Annotated in this window: 16 protein-coding genes; 12 read left to right on the forward strand and 4 right to left on the reverse strand. The window is 71.5% G+C overall.

Going from position 1 to position 16,339, the window contains the following annotated elements; translation table 11 throughout:
- The first annotated feature begins 10 nt into the window (after positions 1 to 10).
- Both ACZ7L7_RS11790 and ACZ7L7_RS11795 read left to right on the forward strand, forming a co-directional pair.
- Positions 11 to 622, forward strand: a complete 612-nt coding sequence (locus ACZ7L7_RS11790; RefSeq protein ID WP_471428239.1) for a TetR/AcrR family transcriptional regulator — start codon at positions 11 to 13, stop codon at positions 620 to 622.
- A 23-nt stretch (positions 623 to 645) separates the two neighbouring features.
- Positions 646 to 1,803: an acetyl-CoA C-acetyltransferase gene (locus ACZ7L7_RS11795; RefSeq protein ID WP_472075682.1), complete on the forward strand. Its 1,158-nt coding sequence runs from the start codon at positions 646 to 648 to the stop codon at positions 1,801 to 1,803.
- 230 nt (positions 1,804 to 2,033) lie between these two features.
- Here ACZ7L7_RS11795 and ACZ7L7_RS11800 read toward each other — a convergent pair whose 3' ends face one another.
- Both ACZ7L7_RS11800 and ACZ7L7_RS11805 read right to left on the reverse strand, forming a co-directional pair.
- A complete protein-coding gene (locus ACZ7L7_RS11800) occupies positions 2,034 to 2,942 on the reverse strand; it encodes an SDR family oxidoreductase (RefSeq protein WP_285513195.1) in 909 nt (302 codons plus the stop codon).
- Positions 2,939 to 3,697 (reverse strand): SDR family oxidoreductase, encoded by a 759-nt coding sequence (locus tag ACZ7L7_RS11805; RefSeq protein ID WP_453605283.1) that lies wholly within the window; start codon positions 3,695 to 3,697, stop codon positions 2,939 to 2,941. Before ACZ7L7_RS11805 ends, ACZ7L7_RS11800 begins: the two co-directional genes overlap by 4 nt.
- A gap of 53 nt (positions 3,698 to 3,750) precedes the next feature.
- Here ACZ7L7_RS11805 and ACZ7L7_RS11810 point away from each other — a divergent pair, with 53 nt between their 5' ends.
- From ACZ7L7_RS11810 to ACZ7L7_RS11830, 5 genes are read left to right on the forward strand one after another with little or no spacing between them, the layout of a single operon-like run.
- Complete coding sequence (locus tag ACZ7L7_RS11810; protein WP_472075684.1) at positions 3,751 to 4,500, forward strand: enoyl-CoA hydratase family protein; 750 nt, start codon at positions 3,751 to 3,753, stop codon at positions 4,498 to 4,500.
- Positions 4,497 to 5,327, forward strand: coding sequence for a CoA transferase subunit A (locus ACZ7L7_RS11815; protein WP_471592329.1), 831 nt, complete (start codon positions 4,497 to 4,499; stop codon positions 5,325 to 5,327). The genes ACZ7L7_RS11810 and ACZ7L7_RS11815 overlap by 4 nt, the downstream gene beginning before the upstream one ends.
- Positions 5,324 to 6,058, forward strand: a complete 735-nt coding sequence (locus ACZ7L7_RS11820; protein WP_285513199.1) for a CoA-transferase subunit beta — start codon at positions 5,324 to 5,326, stop codon at positions 6,056 to 6,058. Before ACZ7L7_RS11815 ends, ACZ7L7_RS11820 begins: the two co-directional genes overlap by 4 nt.
- Positions 6,058 to 7,122, forward strand: a complete 1,065-nt coding sequence (locus ACZ7L7_RS11825; RefSeq protein ID WP_471428247.1) for an NAD(P)H-dependent flavin oxidoreductase — start codon at positions 6,058 to 6,060, stop codon at positions 7,120 to 7,122. Before ACZ7L7_RS11820 ends, ACZ7L7_RS11825 begins: the two co-directional genes overlap by 1 nt.
- The gene (locus tag ACZ7L7_RS11830; RefSeq protein ID WP_285513201.1) at positions 7,119 to 7,760 is read left to right on the forward strand and encodes an SIMPL domain-containing protein; all 642 of its coding nucleotides are present in this window, start codon (positions 7,119 to 7,121) and stop codon (positions 7,758 to 7,760) included. Before ACZ7L7_RS11825 ends, ACZ7L7_RS11830 begins: the two co-directional genes overlap by 4 nt.
- Before the next feature lie 305 nt (positions 7,761 to 8,065).
- Here the strand turns inward: ACZ7L7_RS11830 and ACZ7L7_RS11835 are convergent, their stop codons facing one another.
- Complete coding sequence (locus tag ACZ7L7_RS11835) at positions 8,066 to 8,956, reverse strand: hypothetical protein (RefSeq protein WP_472075687.1); 891 nt, start codon at positions 8,954 to 8,956, stop codon at positions 8,066 to 8,068.
- Between the two features lie 195 nt (positions 8,957 to 9,151).
- On the opposite strand from ACZ7L7_RS11835, the gene ACZ7L7_RS11840 reads away from it, so the two are divergent.
- The gene (locus tag ACZ7L7_RS11840; RefSeq protein ID WP_285513203.1) at positions 9,152 to 9,919 is read left to right on the forward strand and encodes a S1 family peptidase; all 768 of its coding nucleotides are present in this window, start codon (positions 9,152 to 9,154) and stop codon (positions 9,917 to 9,919) included.
- A gap of 64 nt (positions 9,920 to 9,983) precedes the next feature.
- On the opposite strand, the gene ACZ7L7_RS11845 is transcribed toward ACZ7L7_RS11840, so the two are convergent.
- Positions 9,984 to 11,717 (reverse strand): glycoside hydrolase family 35 protein, encoded by a 1,734-nt coding sequence (locus ACZ7L7_RS11845; protein ID WP_472075689.1) that lies wholly within the window; start codon positions 11,715 to 11,717, stop codon positions 9,984 to 9,986.
- Between the two features lie 92 nt (positions 11,718 to 11,809).
- On the opposite strand from ACZ7L7_RS11845, the gene ACZ7L7_RS11850 reads away from it, so the two are divergent.
- The 4 genes from ACZ7L7_RS11850 to pepN all read left to right on the forward strand — a co-directional run bounded on the left by ACZ7L7_RS11850 (position 11,810) and on the right by pepN (position 16,292).
- The gene (locus tag ACZ7L7_RS11850) at positions 11,810 to 12,700 is read left to right on the forward strand and encodes a helix-turn-helix domain-containing protein (protein ID WP_453606153.1); all 891 of its coding nucleotides are present in this window, start codon (positions 11,810 to 11,812) and stop codon (positions 12,698 to 12,700) included.
- Positions 12,701 to 12,711: 11 nt separating this feature from the next.
- Positions 12,712 to 13,062, forward strand: a complete 351-nt coding sequence (locus tag ACZ7L7_RS11855) for a chorismate mutase (RefSeq protein ID WP_285513206.1) — start codon at positions 12,712 to 12,714, stop codon at positions 13,060 to 13,062.
- Positions 13,063 to 13,203: 141 nt separating this feature from the next.
- Positions 13,204 to 13,737, forward strand: a complete 534-nt coding sequence (locus ACZ7L7_RS11860) for a response regulator (protein ID WP_285513339.1) — start codon at positions 13,204 to 13,206, stop codon at positions 13,735 to 13,737.
- Between the two features lie 56 nt (positions 13,738 to 13,793).
- The gene (gene pepN, locus ACZ7L7_RS11865) at positions 13,794 to 16,292 is read left to right on the forward strand and encodes an aminopeptidase N (protein ID WP_472075691.1); all 2,499 of its coding nucleotides are present in this window, start codon (positions 13,794 to 13,796) and stop codon (positions 16,290 to 16,292) included.
- Positions 16,293 to 16,339 lie beyond the last annotated feature (47 nt).

Consider the following 16,339-nt stretch of genomic DNA (forward strand, 5'->3'; position numbering starts at 1 on the left):
GAATGGGACCGTGCCGACCAAGAAGAAGCCCCAGGTGACCGCCGCGCCCGAGCGCCGCCGTGAACTCCTCGGCACCGCCGCCGAGGTCTTCGCCGAGCAGGGCTACAACGCCACCACCGTACGCACCATCGCGGACCACGCGGGGATGCTCGCGGGCAGCCTCTACTACCACTTCGACTCCAAGGAGTCGATGCTGGAGGAGATCCTGCGCACCTTCCTCGACGAGCTGTGGGACGGCTACGACACCGTCCTCAGCGCCGGTCTCGGCCCGCGCGAAACCCTCGAAGCACTGGTCACCGAGTCGTTCCGGGAGATCGACCGGCACCGCGCCGCCGTCGCGATCTACCAGAAGGAGAGCAAGCAGCTCGTGGCGCAGGAGCGGTTCGCGTTCCTCGCCGAGTCACAGCAGCGGTTCGAGAAGGCGTGGCTGTCCACGCTGGAGCGCGGTGTCGCGGACCGGGTGTTCCGCGCCGACCTCGACGTCCGGCTCACCTACCGGTTCGTGCGGGACACGGTGTGGGTCGCCGCGTCCTGGTACCGGCCCGGCGGACAGCACAGCCCCGAGGAGATCGCCCGGCAGTACCTGTCGATGGTGCTGGACGGGATCGCCGTACGCGAATAACCCAGTCGAGCTTGGGAGTTGTCATGGCCGAGGCCTACATCGTCGAAGCGGTCCGCACGCCCGTGGGGCGGCGCGGGGGAGGGCTCGGCCAGGTGCACCCGGCCGACCTCGGCGCGCGCGTGCTCACCGAACTGGTGGCGCGCACCGGTATCGACCCGGCGGCCGTCGAGGACGTCGTCCTCGGCTGCCTGGACGCGGTCGGACCGCAGGCCGGGGACATCGCGCGGACCTGCTGGCTGGCCGCCGGACTCCCCGAGGAGGTCCCCGGCGTGACCGTCGACCGCCAATGCGGCTCCTCCCAGCAGGCCGTGCACTTCGCGGCACAGGGCGTGCTCTCCGGCACCCAGGACCTGGTCGTGGCCGGCGGCGTGCAGAACATGACGATGATCCCGATCGCCTACGCCACCCGCCAGGCCGCCGAACCCCTCGGCCTCACCCAGGGTCCCTTCGCGGGCAGCGAGGGCTGGCGGGCCCGGTACGGCACCAAGCCGGTGAACCAGTTCGTCGGCGCCGAGATGATCGCCGCCAAGTGGGGCATCAGCAGGCGCGACCAGGAGGAGTTCGCCCTGCGCTCCCACTGGCGGGCGGTACGGGCCATCGACGAGGGCCGCTTCGACCGCGAACTGGTGCCCTACGGCGACGTGACGGCCGACGAGGGCCCGCGCCGGGACACCTCGCTGGAGAAGATGGCCGCGCTCAAGCCGGTCGTGGAGGGCGGCACCATCACCGCCGCCTGCTCCTCCCAGGTCTCCGACGGCGCGGCGGCCATGCTCCTCGCCTCCGAACGTGCGGTGCGCGAGCACCACCTCACCCCCCGCGCGCGCGTGCACCATCTCTCGGTGCGCGGCGAGGACCCCATCCGCATGCTCACCGCGCCCATACCGGCCACCGCGCACGCCCTGAAGAAGACCGGCCTGTCCATCGACGACATCGACCTCGTCGAGATCAACGAGGCCTTCGCCCCGGTCGTCCTGGCCTGGCTGAAGGAGACCGGCGCCGACCCCGACAAGGTCAACGTCAACGGCGGCGCCATCGCCCTGGGCCACCCCCTCGGCGCCACCGGCGTCCGCCTGATGACCACCCTCCTGCACGAACTGGAGCGCACCGGCGGCCGGTACGGGCTCCAGACGATGTGCGAGGGCGGGGGACAGGCCAATGTGACGATCATCGAGCGGGTGTGAGGGCGGCGGCCGGATGACCGGATGACCGGAGGAGCGGCGGCCGGGTGACGGCGGGGAGCGGCGGCTGGGTGACGGCGGGGAGCGGCGGCTGGGTGACGGCGGGGAGCGGCGGCCGGTGACCGGAAGTGCGGCGGCTGGATGACCGGAGGAGCGGTGGCCGGGTGACGGCGGGGAGCGGCGGCTGGGTGACCGGGGGAGCGGCGGCCGGTGACCGGAAGTCGCCGGGGGAGTCAGACCGCCCCGTACACCGGCAGCGGTTCCCCCGCCTCCCCCAGCAGCTTCCGTGCCGTCTCCCCGGCCTCCTCCGGGGTCCGGCGTGCGCCCTTGTCCGCGCTCGGGCCCCGGCGCCAGCCGTCCATCACCGTGATCCGGCCGCCCTCCGTCTCGAAGACCCGCCCCGTCACCCCCGCGCTCTCCGCCGAGCCGAGCCACACCACCAGCGGGGACACGTTCTCCGGGGCCATCGCGTCGAAGCCCGCCTTTGGGGGCGCCATCGTGGCGGCGAAGGTCTGTTCCGTCATGCGGGTACGGGCGGCGGGGGCGATGGCGTTGACCTGGACGCCGTAGCGGGCGAGTTCCGCCGCCGCGACCAGGGTCAGCGCCACGATGCCCGCTTTTGCGGCGCTGTAGTTGCCCTGACCCACCGCGCCCAACAGGCCCGCCCCGCTGCCGGTGTTGACGATCCGCGCCGCCGGGACACGCCCCGCCTTCGCCTCCGCCCGCCAGTGCGCCGCCGCGTGCTTCAGGGGCAGGAAGTGGCCCTTGAGGTGGACGCGCACCACGGCGTCCCACTCCTCCTCGTCCAGGTTGACCAGCATCCGGTCCCGCAGGAACCCGGCGTTGTTGACCAGGGTGTCGAACCGGCCGTACGCCTCCAGCGCCGTACGGATCAAGGACGCCGCGCCCTCGCCCGTCGCGATGTCACCGCCGTGTGCCACGGCCTCGCCGCCCAGCGCACGGATCTCCTCGACCACCTGCGCGGCCGGGCTGTCGGGGGCCGGGGAGCCGTCCAGGCCGACACCCAGGTCGTTCACCACCACCCGCGCGCCCTCCGCCGCGAACGCCAGCGCGTGCGCGCGCCCCAGACCCCGGCCCGCCCCGGTGACGGCGACCACGCGGCCCTCGCAGATTCCGGTCATGCCGAATCCCCTTCCCTGCCACTGCCGTTCACCGTCGCCGCGTCCAGAAAGGCCGGCCGTTCCCCGCCGCCGTGGAGCTGGAGGCTCGCCCCCGTCACGTACGCCGCCGCGTCCGAGGACAGGAACACCGCCGCCGCGCCGACATCGGAGGGTTCCGCCAGGCGGCCGAGCGGCACCGTGCGGGCCACTGCCGACACGCCCTCCGCACCGCCGTAGTGCAGGTGGGACAGTTCCGTGCGGACCATGCCGACGACCAGCGTGTTCACCCGCACCTCCGGCGCCCACTCCACGGCCATCGAGCGGGCCAGGTTCTCCAGGCCCGCCTTGGCGGCGCCGTAGGCGGCGGAGCCCGGGGAGGGTCGGGTGCCGCTGACGCTGCCGATCATCAGGACGCTGCCCCGGGAGCCGCGCAGCAGCCCGTACGCGGCGAGCGAGACCGTCAGCGGTGCGACGAGGTTCAGCTCCAGCACGTGCGCGTGCCGTTCGGCGTCCGCGTCCGCCAGGAGCCGGTACGGGGTGCCGCCCGCGTTGTTCACCAGCACGTCCAGGCGCGGGAGTTCGAGGAACAGTCGGGCCACGGAGGAGGCGTCCCGTACGTCCACCTGTCTGAACTCGGCCCCCTTCAAGGGGACTTCCGGTGGTCGTCGCGCGCACACCACCACTTCCGCCCCGGCGTCGGCCAGCGCGCGGGCGATGCCGGCGCCCACGCCGCGCGTGCCGCCGGTGACGACGGCGAGCTTCCCGGTGAGCTCCATCCGCTGCTACCTTCCACCTAACAAACGTTAGGTGGAAGGTAGCTGATGCGCCCATGAGTGTCTCCACCTCGTCCCCGGAAAAGGGGATCCGCGTGGTCACGGTCGACCACCCGCCCGTCAACGCCCTTCCGGTGAAGGGCTGGTACGCACTGGCCGACGCGGTGCGCGGCGCCGGCGAGGACCCCGGGACGCGGTGCGTGGTGCTGGCCGCCGCGGGCCGGGGGTTCAACGCGGGCGTGGACGTCAAGGAGATCCAGCGCGACGGCCGGGCCGCGCTGCTCGGCGCCAACCGCGGCTGCTTCGCGGCCTTCTCGGCGGTGTACGACTGCGAGGTGCCCGTGGTCGCGGCGGTGCAGGGCTTCTGCCTGGGCGGGGGAGTGGGGCTGGCCGGCAACGCGGACGCGGTCGTGGCGAGCGAGGACGCCGTCTTCGGGCTGCCCGAACTGGACCGGGGCGCCCTGGGCGCGGCCACCCATCTCGCCCGGCTGGTGCCCCAGCACCTCATGCGCACCCTGTACTTCACCTCCCGCACCGTGACCGCCGCCGAACTGCACCGGCACGGCTCGGTGTGGCGGGTGGTGCCGCGCGACGAACTCGCGGAGGCCGCTTTGGAGTTGGCGCGGGAGATCGCCGCGAAGGACGGGGAGCTGTTACGCCTGGCCAAGTCGGCCATCAACGGCATCGACCCGGTGGACGTGCGCCGCTCCTACCGCTTCGAGCAGGGCTTCACCTACGAGGCCGATGTGAGCGGGGTCGGCGACCGGGTGCGGGACACCTTCGGGGCCGGGAGGGCGGGGCGATGACCGGTGCGACGACCGGTGCGGCCGACAAGACGATGACCGCCGAGGACGTGGTGGCGCGGCTGGTGAGCGGTATGACGCTCGGCATCGGCGGCTGGGGTTCGCGCCGCAAGCCCATGGCCCTGGTGAGAGCACTGCTCCGCAGCGAGATCACCGATCTCACCGTCGTCTCCTGCGGCGGCCCCGACGTCGGCATGCTCGCCGCCGCCGGACGCATCAGGCGCCTGATCGCACCCTTCGTCACCCTCGACTCCATCCCCCTGGAACCGCATTACCGCGCCGCACGCGAACAGGGCCGCCTCCAGCTCACCGAGTACGACGAGGCGATGCTCCTGTGGGGCCTGCGCGCCGCCGCCAGCCGCCTCCCCTTCCTCCCGCTCCGCGCCGGACTCGGCTCCGACGTCATGCGCGTCAACCCCCATCTGCGCACCGTCACTTCGCCCTACGACGACGGCGAGACCTTCGTCGCGGTACCCGCCCTGCGCCTGGACGCGGCTTTGGTGCACGTCAACCGCGCCGACCGCCGCGGCAACGGCCAGTACCTGGGCCCCGACCCGTACTTCGACGACCTCTTCTGCGAGGCTGCGGAGACCGCGTACGTCTCCTGCGAGCGGATCGTCGACACCGCCGAACTGACCAAGGACGCCCCGCTCCAGACCCTGCTGATCAAACGGCACTACGTGACCGGCGTGATCGAGGCCCCGCACGGCGCCCACTTCACCTCCTGCGCCCCCGACTACGGCCGGGACGAGGACGTACAGCGCGCGTACGCCACCACGCCCTGGCCGCAGTTCGCCGCGCACTACCTCGCGGACGGGAGGACACCGTGACCGGCATCCGCGACACGACCGTCACCCGCGCTGAGTACTGCGTCATCGCCTGCGCCGAGACCTGGCGCGGCGCCGGGGAGATCCTGGCCAGCCCCATGGGCCTGATCCCCTCCATCGGCGCCCGGCTGGCCCGGCTGACCTTCTCCCCGGACCTGCTGCTCACCGACGGCGAGGCCCTGCTGGTCGGCCCGGACGGCACCGTCGAGGGCTGGCTGCCCTACCGCCAGCACCTCACCCTCGTCACGGGCGGCCGCCGGCACGTGATGATGGGCGCGAGCCAGCTCGACCGCTACGGCAACCAGAACATCGCCTGCGTCGGGGACTGGGCCCAGCCGAAGCGACAGCTGCTCGGCGTGCGCGGCGCCCCGGTCAACACCCTGAACAACCCCACCAGTTACTGGATCCCCCGGCACTCCCGCCGGGTCTTCGTACCCCGAGTCGACATGGTCTGCGGAGTGGGCAACGACCGCGCCGAAGACGCCCCCTTCCACCATCTCGCCCGGGTCGTCTCCGACCTCGGCGTCCTCGACTTCGCCACCCCCGACCGCTCGCTGCGCCTGGCCTGTCTGCACCCGGGGGTGAGCGTCGAGGAGATCCGGGAGGCGACCGGATTCCCCCTGACCGTCCCGGACGAGGTGCCGTACACCCGCGAACCGTCGCCCGAGGAACTGCGCCTGATCCGCGAGGAGATCGACCCGGGCAACACCCGCGCACGGGAGGTGGACCACTGATGCAGACCGCGCTCACCCGGCTCACCGGGGTCCGGTATCCGCTGGTGCAGACCGGCATGGGCTGGGTGGCCGGTCCCCGGCTGGTCTCGGCGACGGCGAACGCGGGCGCCCTCGGCATCCTGGCCTCCGCCACCATGACCGTGGACCAACTGCGCGACGCCGTCCGCGAGGTCGGGTCCCGCACGGACGCGCCGTTCGGGGTCAATCTGCGCGCGGACGCCTCGGACGCCGGGGACAGGGTCCGCGTGATCATCGACGAGGGCGTCCGGGTGGCCTCCTTCGCCCTCGCGCCCTCCCGCGAGCTGATCGCCGAGCTGAAGGCGGCGGGCGTGGTGGTGATCCCCACCGTGGGCGCCCGGCGGCACGCCGAGAAGGTGGCGGGCTGGGGCGCGGACGCGGTGATCGTGCAGGGCGGCGAGGGCGGCGGGCACACCGGCGACGTGGCCACGACGGTCCTGCTGCCGCAGGTCGTGGACGCGGTACGGATCCCCGTCGTGGCCGCGGGCGGCTTCTTCGACGGACGGGGCCTGGTCGCCGCGCTCGCCTACGGGGCGGCCGGCGTCGCCATGGGCACCCGCTTCCTGCTGACCTCCGACTCCACCGTCCCGGACGCGGTCAAGGCCCGCTATCTGGCGGCCACGGTCCAGGACGTCACCGTGACCCGGGCGGTCGACGGCCTCCCGCACCGCATGCTGCGCACGGACCTGGTGGCCGCGCTGGAACACTCGGGCCGCACGACGACCCTACTGCGGGCGGTACGGCACGCGGCAGCCTTCCGACGCCTGTCGGGCCTGACCTGGCACCGCATGCTCCGCGACGGCCGCGCACTGCGCCACGGCAAGGACCTCACCTGGAGCCAGGTCCTGCTCGCCGCGAACACGCCGATGCTGCTCAGGGCGGCGATGGTGGACGGCCGCACCGACCTCGGGGTGATGGCCTGCGGACAGGTCGCCGGGGTGATCGACGATCTGCCGTCGTGCGCGGAACTGGTCGAACGGATCATGGCGGAAGCCGCCGAAACCCTTGGCGCGCTGCGAGCCGGGGCTGCTTCAATGCGCCCATGACAGAGATGATCAAGGGGCCCTGGGGGATCAGCGTCTTCGGCGCGGGCGATGTGCGGGCGGAGCCTCAACTGGTCCGCGTGAAGCTCGGGGTGTCCGTGCTGGAACCCACGCCGGAGAAGGCGTTCCGTGAGGCCGACGCGGCGGTGACCAGGCTGCGTGAGGTACTGCGCGAGCACCGGATACCGGACGCCTCGGTGTCGGGTTCCCGGCTCAGGCTCAACTCGGAGCACGACTTCGAGCGCGGCACCCGCAAGCACCTTGGTTACGGCTGCAGCGCCCAGTACGTCATCGAGACCGAGGCGCTGGACAACCTGCGGCAGCTCATGGTCGACGTCGTGTCCGCCGGTGTGCGCAGCATCGACAGCGTCGAGTTCGACGTGCACGACAAGCCGGCCCTGCGGGACGAGGCGCGCCGCAGGGCGGTGGCCGCGGCCCGCCGCAAGGCCGAGGTCTACGCGGACGCGGCGGGCGTCCACCTGGGCCCCGTCGTGCACATCCAGGACGTGGACGCGGAATCGTACGAGTTCCGCCAGTACCGAGGCCACAGCACAGGCGGCGCCGCCTCCGCCAACGACCTGGCCCCGGGAATGGTCCAGGTGGCCGCAGCGGTACTGCTGGGCTTCTCACTGACCCACTGACAGCGTCCTTCAGCCCGTCCGGCGTTTGAGGACGAGGCCCGCGTTCAGGGCGACCCCACCCACCCGCAGGGGACGGCGCAGGCCCGGCATTTCAGCCCGTCCGGCGGTTCGAGGACGAGGCCGTTCAGGGCCGACCCCACCCACCCGCAGAGGACGGCGCAGGCCCGGCATTTCAGCCCGTCCGGCGTTTGAGGACGAGGCCGTTGAGGCCGACGGGGGTCCAGGGGGCGCAAGCCCCCTGGTGGGGTCGAAGGGGCGAAGCCCCTGGGGACGGGACGGGAAGGGGCGGCGGGGGCGAAATCCCCCTACGTGTCACACTCCAGCACCGTCCGGCACAACCCACACCGCGCCCGCACCCTCCCCTTCACCGGCACCCGAACCCGCTGATGACACGTAGGACAGGGAAACGACACCCGCAACCCCCCACCATCCGGCCCGGCGGCGAACGCGTACGGCACCCCCGCCCCCGCCTCCGCCCCACCCCCATGCCGCCGATCCCGCGCATACCGCCGCCGCCCCGCCCACCCAGCAGCCGTCAGCGGAGGCTGCTGCGCATCCCGCCGAGCCACCGCCAGCCCTTTCCCGTACGCCGTATACGCCTGCGCACTGGTGAACCACACCGACGGATCCTCACCGAACACCAGCGCCCGCTTCCCCAGCACGTACCCGAACTCCTCCGGCGTGAGGTACCCCAGCTTCTGCGACGACGCCCCGTCCTCCCGGTACGCGTCCAGCAGCAGCCACCCCGCCCCCAGATACGTCGTCGCCGTGTCCGTGAGGATCTCGTTCTCCCGCGTCCCCGGGAACGCGAGATCCAGCCGGTGCAGATACACATGCATGATCTCGTGCGCCAGCGCCGCCCCGATGTCCCGCCGATGCGTGCGGAACCGGTCGTTCAGCTCCACGAAGTACTCGGGCCCCGCGGTGAGTTCGACATTCGCCGCATGCGTCATCTCACGGAAGCTGACAATGATCCGCGCGTCCGGAAGCCGGTAGTGCCGGACCAGTTCCCGGGCCACCCGCTGCGCCCCCAGATGCAGGTCGTCGCTGTCGCAGAAGGCGACATCGGCGGGAACCACGCTGGTCGAGAACGTCTGGATCGTGTCGTAGGACAGCCGCCTGTACAGCGCGGTGATCGCCGCCCGCACCGTCTGAAGGTGAGGGTAGCCGTGCTCGACCGGTCCGCCGTTCGCCACGTCCGAACCCCCAAGACGCCTGAACCCGATTCCACTCTACGGGGATGTGAGGGATATTTCCGCGCTCGGGTTCCCTCTCCGGCACGTGAGATCCGTCCTTGTCATGGTCCCCCCTTGATCCTCATACTGCGGGCCGCCCAACGCCCCACGAAAGGACATGTGTTGACCCTTAAACCGACCACCAGAAGCAGCGGCATGACCATGGTCAAGAGAGCCGCCGCCTTCGGTGCGGTCGCCCTCGCCGTCGCCTCGCTCCAGCCCGTGAGTGCCGCGCACGCCGCGGACACCCGCATCGTCGGAGGAACGCCCGCGGCGCAGAGCGAGTTCCCGTTCATGGTCCATCTGTCGATGGGCTGCGGCGGGGCGCTCTACAAGAAGGACATCGTGCTGACGGCCGCGCACTGCATGCCCGGCTCCGGCAACAACAACCGCATCACCGTCACCGCCGGTGTCAATGACCTGAACTCGTCCTCGGCCATCAAGGTCAAGTCGAAGAAGGTCAAGGTGGCCCCCGGCTACGACGGCAACGGCAAGGACTGGGCGCTGATCAAGCTCGCCAAGCCGATCGACAAGCCCACCCTGAAGATCGCGACCAACAACCGCTACAACCGCGGCATGTTCACGATCGCCGGCTGGGGCGACACCCGCGAGGGCGCCGGCACCGGCACCACGAAGATGCGCAAGGCCACCGTGCCGTTCGTCGCCGACCGCGTCTGCAAGCGCCACTACGGCAACCGCCTGATCTCCAAGGAGGAGATCTGCGCCGGCTGGATGCGCGGCAGCATCGACGCCTGCCAGGGCGACTCCGGCGGCCCCATGTTCCGCAAGGACGACAAGGGCAAGTGGATCCAGGTCGGCATCGTCAGCTGGGGCGACGGCTGCGCCCGCGCGGGTGCCCCCGGCATCTACACCGAGGTGAGCACCTTCGCCGACGACATAGCCCGTGCCGCGGCGGCTCTCTGAGCCAGGCGGCCGTATGTGAACGGCCCGGGCCGCACGCCCTCCCCGACGGCGGGGGGCGTGCGGCTCACACGCTTCTGAGCACCGGCGCCCGCCCCGAACCGCCCTCCAGCTCCAGCACCCGGACCTCGTTCTCCCCCTCGACCAGCACCGGCCCCGGCACGAACAGCGCCCGCTGCGGCCCCGCCGACCAGTACCGGCCGAGACTGAAGCCGTTCAGCCACACGAATCCCCGCGTCCAGCCCGGCAGTTCCAGCAGCGCGTCCCCCACGCCCCGCACCATCACCGTGCCCCGGTACAGCCCGCGCGCCCCCGACCCGTCCACCGCCCCGAACGGCACCGCCGACACCTCGTCCAAGTCGTCCAGCCGCAGCCCACGCGCGCGTACGTCGTGCAGAAACTGCCGCTCGTGCAGGATCCCCCCGGTGATCCCCTTGGCCTCCCCGCAGCGCGGCCCGTAGTTGACCCGGCCCAAGGACTCCACCCACAGCTCCACACGCGCGTGCCCCGCGACCGGCTCCCTCAGCCGCGCCTCCTCCTCGGTGAGCACCCCGGCCCGCTCCCCGTCGACGTACACCACCGCCACATCCCGCAGCCCGCGCACGGTCAGCGGATACGGGCGCCGCGGTCCCGGCACGGTCACCTCGTAGCGCACCAGGCCGCGGTCGACGTCCAGCTCCTCGAACGTCGGCGGCACCGGCCCGGCCACCTCCGCGCCACCGCACGCCTCCAGGACGGCGTCCAGGGGCGCCCAGGCGGTCAGCAGAGCCTCGCAGGACCCGGCGAGCGCGGCGGGCGGGGGAGGGGGCTCGGGCAGCGGGCCCTCCGCGTACCGGGCGAGAACCTCACGGAAGGCCCAGAACTTCGCCGTGGGGCGCCCCGCCTCGTCGACCGGCGCGTCGTAGTCGTAGGACGTCACATCGGGCTCCAGCGGCCCGTCGTGCAGCTCGCCGCCCCGGTTGGCGCCCGCCCACCCGGCGAAACTGGTACCGCCGTGCGCCATGTACAGGTTCACCGACGCCCCGCACTCCAGGACCTCCCGCAACGCCTCCGCCGCCTCCGCCGGATCCCGTACCACATGCCCGGCCCCCCAGTGGTCGAACCAGCCGCACCAGAGCTCCATGCACATCAACGGGCCGTCCGGCCGGTACGCGCGCAGCGTCCGGAACGCCTCCCGCGCGTGGGAGCCGAAATTCACCGTCGCCAGCACCCCCGGCACCGAGCCGCCGGACAGCATGTGCTCCTCCGGACCGTCCGACGTGAACAGCGGCACCGTCACCCCCCGCGCCCGCAGCAGCTCCGCCAGCCCGGCCAGGTAACGGGCATCCGAGCCGTAGCTGCCGTACTCGTTCTCCACCTGCACCAGCACCACAGGGCCGCCCCGGTCGACCTGCCGGGCCACCACCTGCGGCAGCAGCCGCCCGAACCACGCCTCCACAGCGGCGAGGAAACGCGCATCACGCGTGCGTGCCCGGCCCGGCACCCAGTACGGCAGCCCACCGTTCTCCCACTCCGCGCAGATGTACGGACCCGGCCGCACGATCGCCCACAGGCCCGCCCCGGCCGCCGCGTCCAGGAACCGGCCGAGCGCCCCCACGTCCCGCAACTCCCCCGCACGGGGCTCATGCCAATTCCACGGCACATACGTCTCCACACAGTTCAGACCCATCGCCCGCAGCATCGCCAGCCGGTGCCCCCACTGCGCCTCATGCACCCGGAAATAGTGCAGCGCCCCCGACAACAACCGCACCGGCCGCCCGTCCAGCAGGAAATCGGTGCCCCCCACCGTGAACTCGCTCATGCCCGCCACCCTCACCCCTGGCGGCAACCGGGTCCATGGACAAAGATCGGCGCTGCTTGGACCGAAATGAGGGCGACGGAAGGGAGCGGGCCGTGTACCGGACCTGGATGCGGTTCCTCACCCCCGCCCCCGCCCACCACCGCCTCGGCCTGGCCTGCCTCGGCGTCGGCCTCCAGCACGGCACCCTGCCCACCGTCGGCCCCCGCACCCTCGACCACCACGTCGCCGTCATCATCAGCACCGGAAGCGGCTGGTACGCCACCCCCGACGGCCACCGCACCCCCGTCACCGCACCCGCCCTGCTCTGGCTCACCCCCGGCACCCCCCACCACTACGCCCCCGACCCGGAAACCGGCTGGGACGAAGCCTTCGTCGACTTCACCGGCCCCGCCACCACCACCTACACCGAACTCGGCTACATCGACCCCGACCACCCCGTCGTACCCCTCACCGACGCCACCACCCCCCGCGCCGTCGTCACCCGCATCGCACGCGCCGCCCACCGCGACAACCCACTGCTGGAAGTCGAGACCGCCGCCGCCGTCCACGAACTGCTCGTCGCCCTGCGCCGCGCCCGCGCCGACCTCACCAAAGGCGGCGACCCCGTCCTCAAAGCCCTCGCCCGCGACGCCTGCACCCCCATGACCGTCGCCGACCACGCCGCCAAACACGGCATGACCACGACCGAACTGCGCACCGCCGTCCGCCGCGGCGCCGGCTGCAGCCCCAAGGACTACCTCCTCGGCATCCGCCTCGACCGCGCCAAAGAACTCCTCGCCACCACCGAACTCCCCGTCGCCGCAGTCGCCCGCCGCGTCGGCTACGACGACCCGGCCTACTTCACCCGCCTGTTCACCCACCGCACCGGCACACCCCCCACCCGCTTCCGCGCCCAGCAGGCCCACACCGTCCCCGGAGACTTCCACGACCGGGTACCGGATCCGGACGATCCCCCGATGATCCACACACCCGGGAGACCGTAGGCTTCTCGCCCATGACCACCAGCAACAACGGAACCGGTGACGTCGACCCCGCCGTCCGCGACGAACTGGCGCGACTGCGCGACAGCATCGACAACATCGACGCCGCCGTCGTCCACATGCTCGCCGAACGCTTCAAATGCACCCAGCAGGTCGGACACCTCAAAGCCGTCCACCAGCTGCCCCCCGCCGACCCGGCCCGCGAGGCCCGCCAGATCGCCCGCCTGCGCACCCTCGCCGAGAACGCCAAACTCGACCCCGCCTTCGCCGAGAAATTCCTCAACTTCATCATCGCCGAGGTGATCAGACACCACGAGCGCATCGCCGAGGACACCGTCGGCGGCGCTGCGCCCACGGCGAACTGACGCCCCCACGCCCTCCCGGGACGTGACACCGGCCCCCCGCACGGGGCATGCTGCGCTGTGCACTCGTTGTCAGCCGACGGGCACAGCCCGTCAGCCCCACGGACATCAGCTGGAAGTCCCATGCGGGAGGGACGTCGGGCCATGCCGCCGGATGCGAAGATCCTCATCGTCGACGACCACCGGGACACGCTGTACGCCCTGGAGAGCGCCCTGGCCCCACTCGGCCACCGCATCAGCCGCGCCACCACCGGCGACGAAGCACTCAAACAAGTCCTGCGCGGCCACATCGGACTCCTCCTGCTGGACGTCCGCATGCCCGGCGTCGACGGCCTCGACGTAGTGCGCTACATGCGCCGCGTGGAACAGACCCAGCACATTCCGGTCATTCTCCTGACCGGGTTCGGCGCCGACCAGGAACTCACCTCCGCCGCCTTCGGCCTCGGCGTCGCCGACCTCGTCATGAAACCCATCGACCCCTGGGCCCTACGCACCAAAGTCCGCTACCTCTACGACGCCCACCGCCGCCAACGCGACCTCGAACACGAGGTCCGCGCCCTGCGCGCCCTGATCAAGGACCAGGACACCCCCGACACCCCCGTCCTGCCCCACCCCGACACACGCGTCCCCCCACAACGCGACACCTCCGGCGCACACCCGGCGCGAGACCGGACATAGGGCGCGTACCGATCCGCCTCTGTGCCATCCCACCGCCATCAGGCAGCATGTCGTGCATGTCCGTACTGACGCGCGACGAAGCGCAGACCCGTGCCCAGCTCATCGACGTCCGCCACTGCACGATCGCCCTCGATCTGACCACCGGCGACGACACCTTCGGCTCCCGCACCGTCATCCGGTTCACCACGCGCTCCGACGCGGACACCTTCGTCGAGATCAAGCCCGCACACCTGCACTCCGTCACCCTCGACGGACAACCCCTCGACCCCGAAACCCTCGACGGCAACCGGCTCCCCCTGAAAAACCTCACCGCCGGCGAACACGAACTCCACATCGACGCCACCATGCGCTACTCGCGCACCGGCGAAGGCATGCACCGCTTCACCGACCCCAGCGACGGCGAGACCTACGTCTACACCCAACTGTTCATGGACGACGTACAACGCGTCTTCGCCGCCTTCGACCAGCCCGACCTCAAAACCGTCTTCGAACTCACCGTCAAGGCCCCCGACGGCTGGAAAGTCCTCGCCAACAGCATCACCGAACACACCGGCGACGGCCTCTGGACCGCCGCCCCCACCCCCCTGATCTCCACCTACCTCGTCGCCGTCGCCGCCGGACCCTGGCACTCGATCACCACCGAACACCGCGGACTGCCCTTCGGCATCCACTGCCGCCGCTCCCTCGCCCCCCACCTCGACGCCGACGCCGACGAACTCTTCGAGATCACCCGGCAGTGCTACGACCGCTACCACGAGAAATTCTCCGAGCCCTACCCCTTCGACTCCTACGACCAGGCCTTCGTCCCCGAATTCAACGCCGGCGCCATGGAGAACCCCGGACTCGTCACCTTCCGCGACGAATTCGTCTACCGCTCCGCCGTCACCGACGCCGAACGCCAGACCCGCGCCATGGTCATCGCCCACGAAATGGCCCACATGTGGTTCGGCGACCTCGTCACCCTGCGCTGGTGGGACGACATCTGGCTCAACGAGTCCTTCGCCGAGTACATGGGCTACCAGACCCTCACCGAAGCCACCCGCTTCACCGACACCTGGACCGACTTCGGAGTCGTCCGCAAGGGCTGGGGCTACGACGCCGACCAACGCCCCTCCACCCACCCCGTCGCACCCGAAGCCGTCCACGACACCGCCTCGGCGCTGCTGAACTTCGACGGCATCTCCTACGCCAAGGGCGCCTCCGCACTACGCCAACTCGTCGCCTGGCTCGGCGAAAAGGACTTCCTCGCCGGCATCAACACCCACTTCGAACGCCACAAGTTCGCCAACGCCACCCTCGCCGACTTCATCGACTCCCTCGCCGCCCACACCGACCGCGACGTCCACGCCTGGGCCGACGCCTGGCTCCGCACCACCGGCGTCGACACCCTCACCCCACACGTCACACCCGGCACCGACGGCACCTGCACCCTCCACGTCGAACACACCGGCAGCCGCCCCCACCACATCGCCGTCGGCCTCTACGACCTCGACATCACCGACGAACACCGCCGACTCGTCCTGCGCGAACGCCTCGCCCTCGACGTGCCGCAGAGCGACCCGCAACCCATCGGCAAGCGCCCCGCCCTGCTCCTCCTCAACGACAGCGACCTCTCCTACGCCAAGGTCCGCTTCGACCCCGAATCCTTCGAAGGTGTACGCACCGCCCTGTCCGGACTGCCCGAGCCGCTGTCCCGCGCCGTGGTCTGGAACGCGCTCCGGGACGCCGTCCGCGACGGCGAACTCCCCGGCACCGCCTACCTGGAGACGGCCCGCACCCACCTCCCCTACGAAACCGACCTGGCCCTCGTACAAGGCGTACTGAGCTTCGCCGCGGCGCAGATCGCCAACCGCTACCTCACCCCCGAACAGCGCCCCGCCGCCCTCACCCTCGTCGCCGCCCTCTGCCGCGACCTCATCCGCCGCACCGAGGACGGCGACCACCCCGGCCTCCGCCTCATCGCCGTACGCCACCTCATCGACGTGTCCGCGCACCCCGAACCCATCGCGTCCTGGCTCGCCGACGGCACCGTCCCCGGCGGACCCGAACTCGACCAGGAACTGCGCTGGCGCATCCTCTCCCGCCTCGCCGTCCTCGGCGCCACCACCGAAGCCACCATCGACGCCGAACTGGAACGCGACCCCAGCGCCACCGGACAGGAAGGCGCGGCACGCTGCCGCGCCGCACTCCCCGACCCGGAGGCCAAAGCACGCGCCTGGGAAGCCATGTTCGCCGGCGACGACCTCTCCAACTACCTCCTCACCGCCACCGCCCAGGGCTTCTGGCAACCCGAACAAGCCGACCTCGTACGCGCATACGTGCCGCGCTTCTACGCCGACGCCGTCACCGTCGCCGCCCGACGCGGCCCCGCCATCGCAGACGTACTGGGCCGCTGGGCATTCCCGGTACACGCCGTGGACGAAGAGACACTGCGGCTCGGCGAGCAGTGCCTGCGCGACGGCGAACCGATCCCGGCACTGCGCCGCAAGCTCGTCGACCAACTCGACGACCTGGCACGGGCGTTGCGCGTGAGGCAGCAGATGACACAGAGCTGACCCGGAGGCCCGTACATACCCTCTTTCGGGTTCCGAACCCCGGGCTT

The organism is Streptomyces sp. NPDC110618, from assembly GCF_055657065.1.

Bases quoted from the DNA above. Each gene is read 5' to 3' on its own strand.
- ACZ7L7_RS11805 (WP_453605283.1), bottom strand. From the start codon at position 3,697: ATGGAGCTCACCGGGAAGCTCGCCGTCGTCACCGGCGGCACGCGCGGC.
- ACZ7L7_RS11860 (WP_285513339.1), top strand. From the start codon at position 13,204: ATGCCGCCGGATGCGAAGATCCTCATCGTCGACGACCACCGGGACACG.
- pepN (WP_472075691.1), top strand. From the start codon at position 13,794: ATGTCCGTACTGACGCGCGACGAAGCGCAGACCCGTGCCCAGCTCATC.
- ACZ7L7_RS11815 (WP_471592329.1), top strand. From the start codon at position 4,497: ATGACCGGTGCGACGACCGGTGCGGCCGACAAGACGATGACCGCCGAG.
- ACZ7L7_RS11830 (WP_285513201.1), top strand. From the start codon at position 7,119: ATGACAGAGATGATCAAGGGGCCCTGGGGGATCAGCGTCTTCGGCGCG.
- ACZ7L7_RS11855 (WP_285513206.1), top strand. From the start codon at position 12,712: ATGACCACCAGCAACAACGGAACCGGTGACGTCGACCCCGCCGTCCGC.
- ACZ7L7_RS11825 (WP_471428247.1), top strand. From the start codon at position 6,058: ATGCAGACCGCGCTCACCCGGCTCACCGGGGTCCGGTATCCGCTGGTG.
- ACZ7L7_RS11795 (WP_472075682.1), top strand. From the start codon at position 646: ATGGCCGAGGCCTACATCGTCGAAGCGGTCCGCACGCCCGTGGGGCGG.
- ACZ7L7_RS11810 (WP_472075684.1), top strand. From the start codon at position 3,751: ATGAGTGTCTCCACCTCGTCCCCGGAAAAGGGGATCCGCGTGGTCACG.
- ACZ7L7_RS11845 (WP_472075689.1), bottom strand. From the start codon at position 11,717: ATGAGCGAGTTCACGGTGGGGGGCACCGATTTCCTGCTGGACGGGCGG.
- ACZ7L7_RS11800 (WP_285513195.1), bottom strand. From the start codon at position 2,942: ATGACCGGAATCTGCGAGGGCCGCGTGGTCGCCGTCACCGGGGCGGGC.
- ACZ7L7_RS11840 (WP_285513203.1), top strand. From the start codon at position 9,152: ATGACCATGGTCAAGAGAGCCGCCGCCTTCGGTGCGGTCGCCCTCGCC.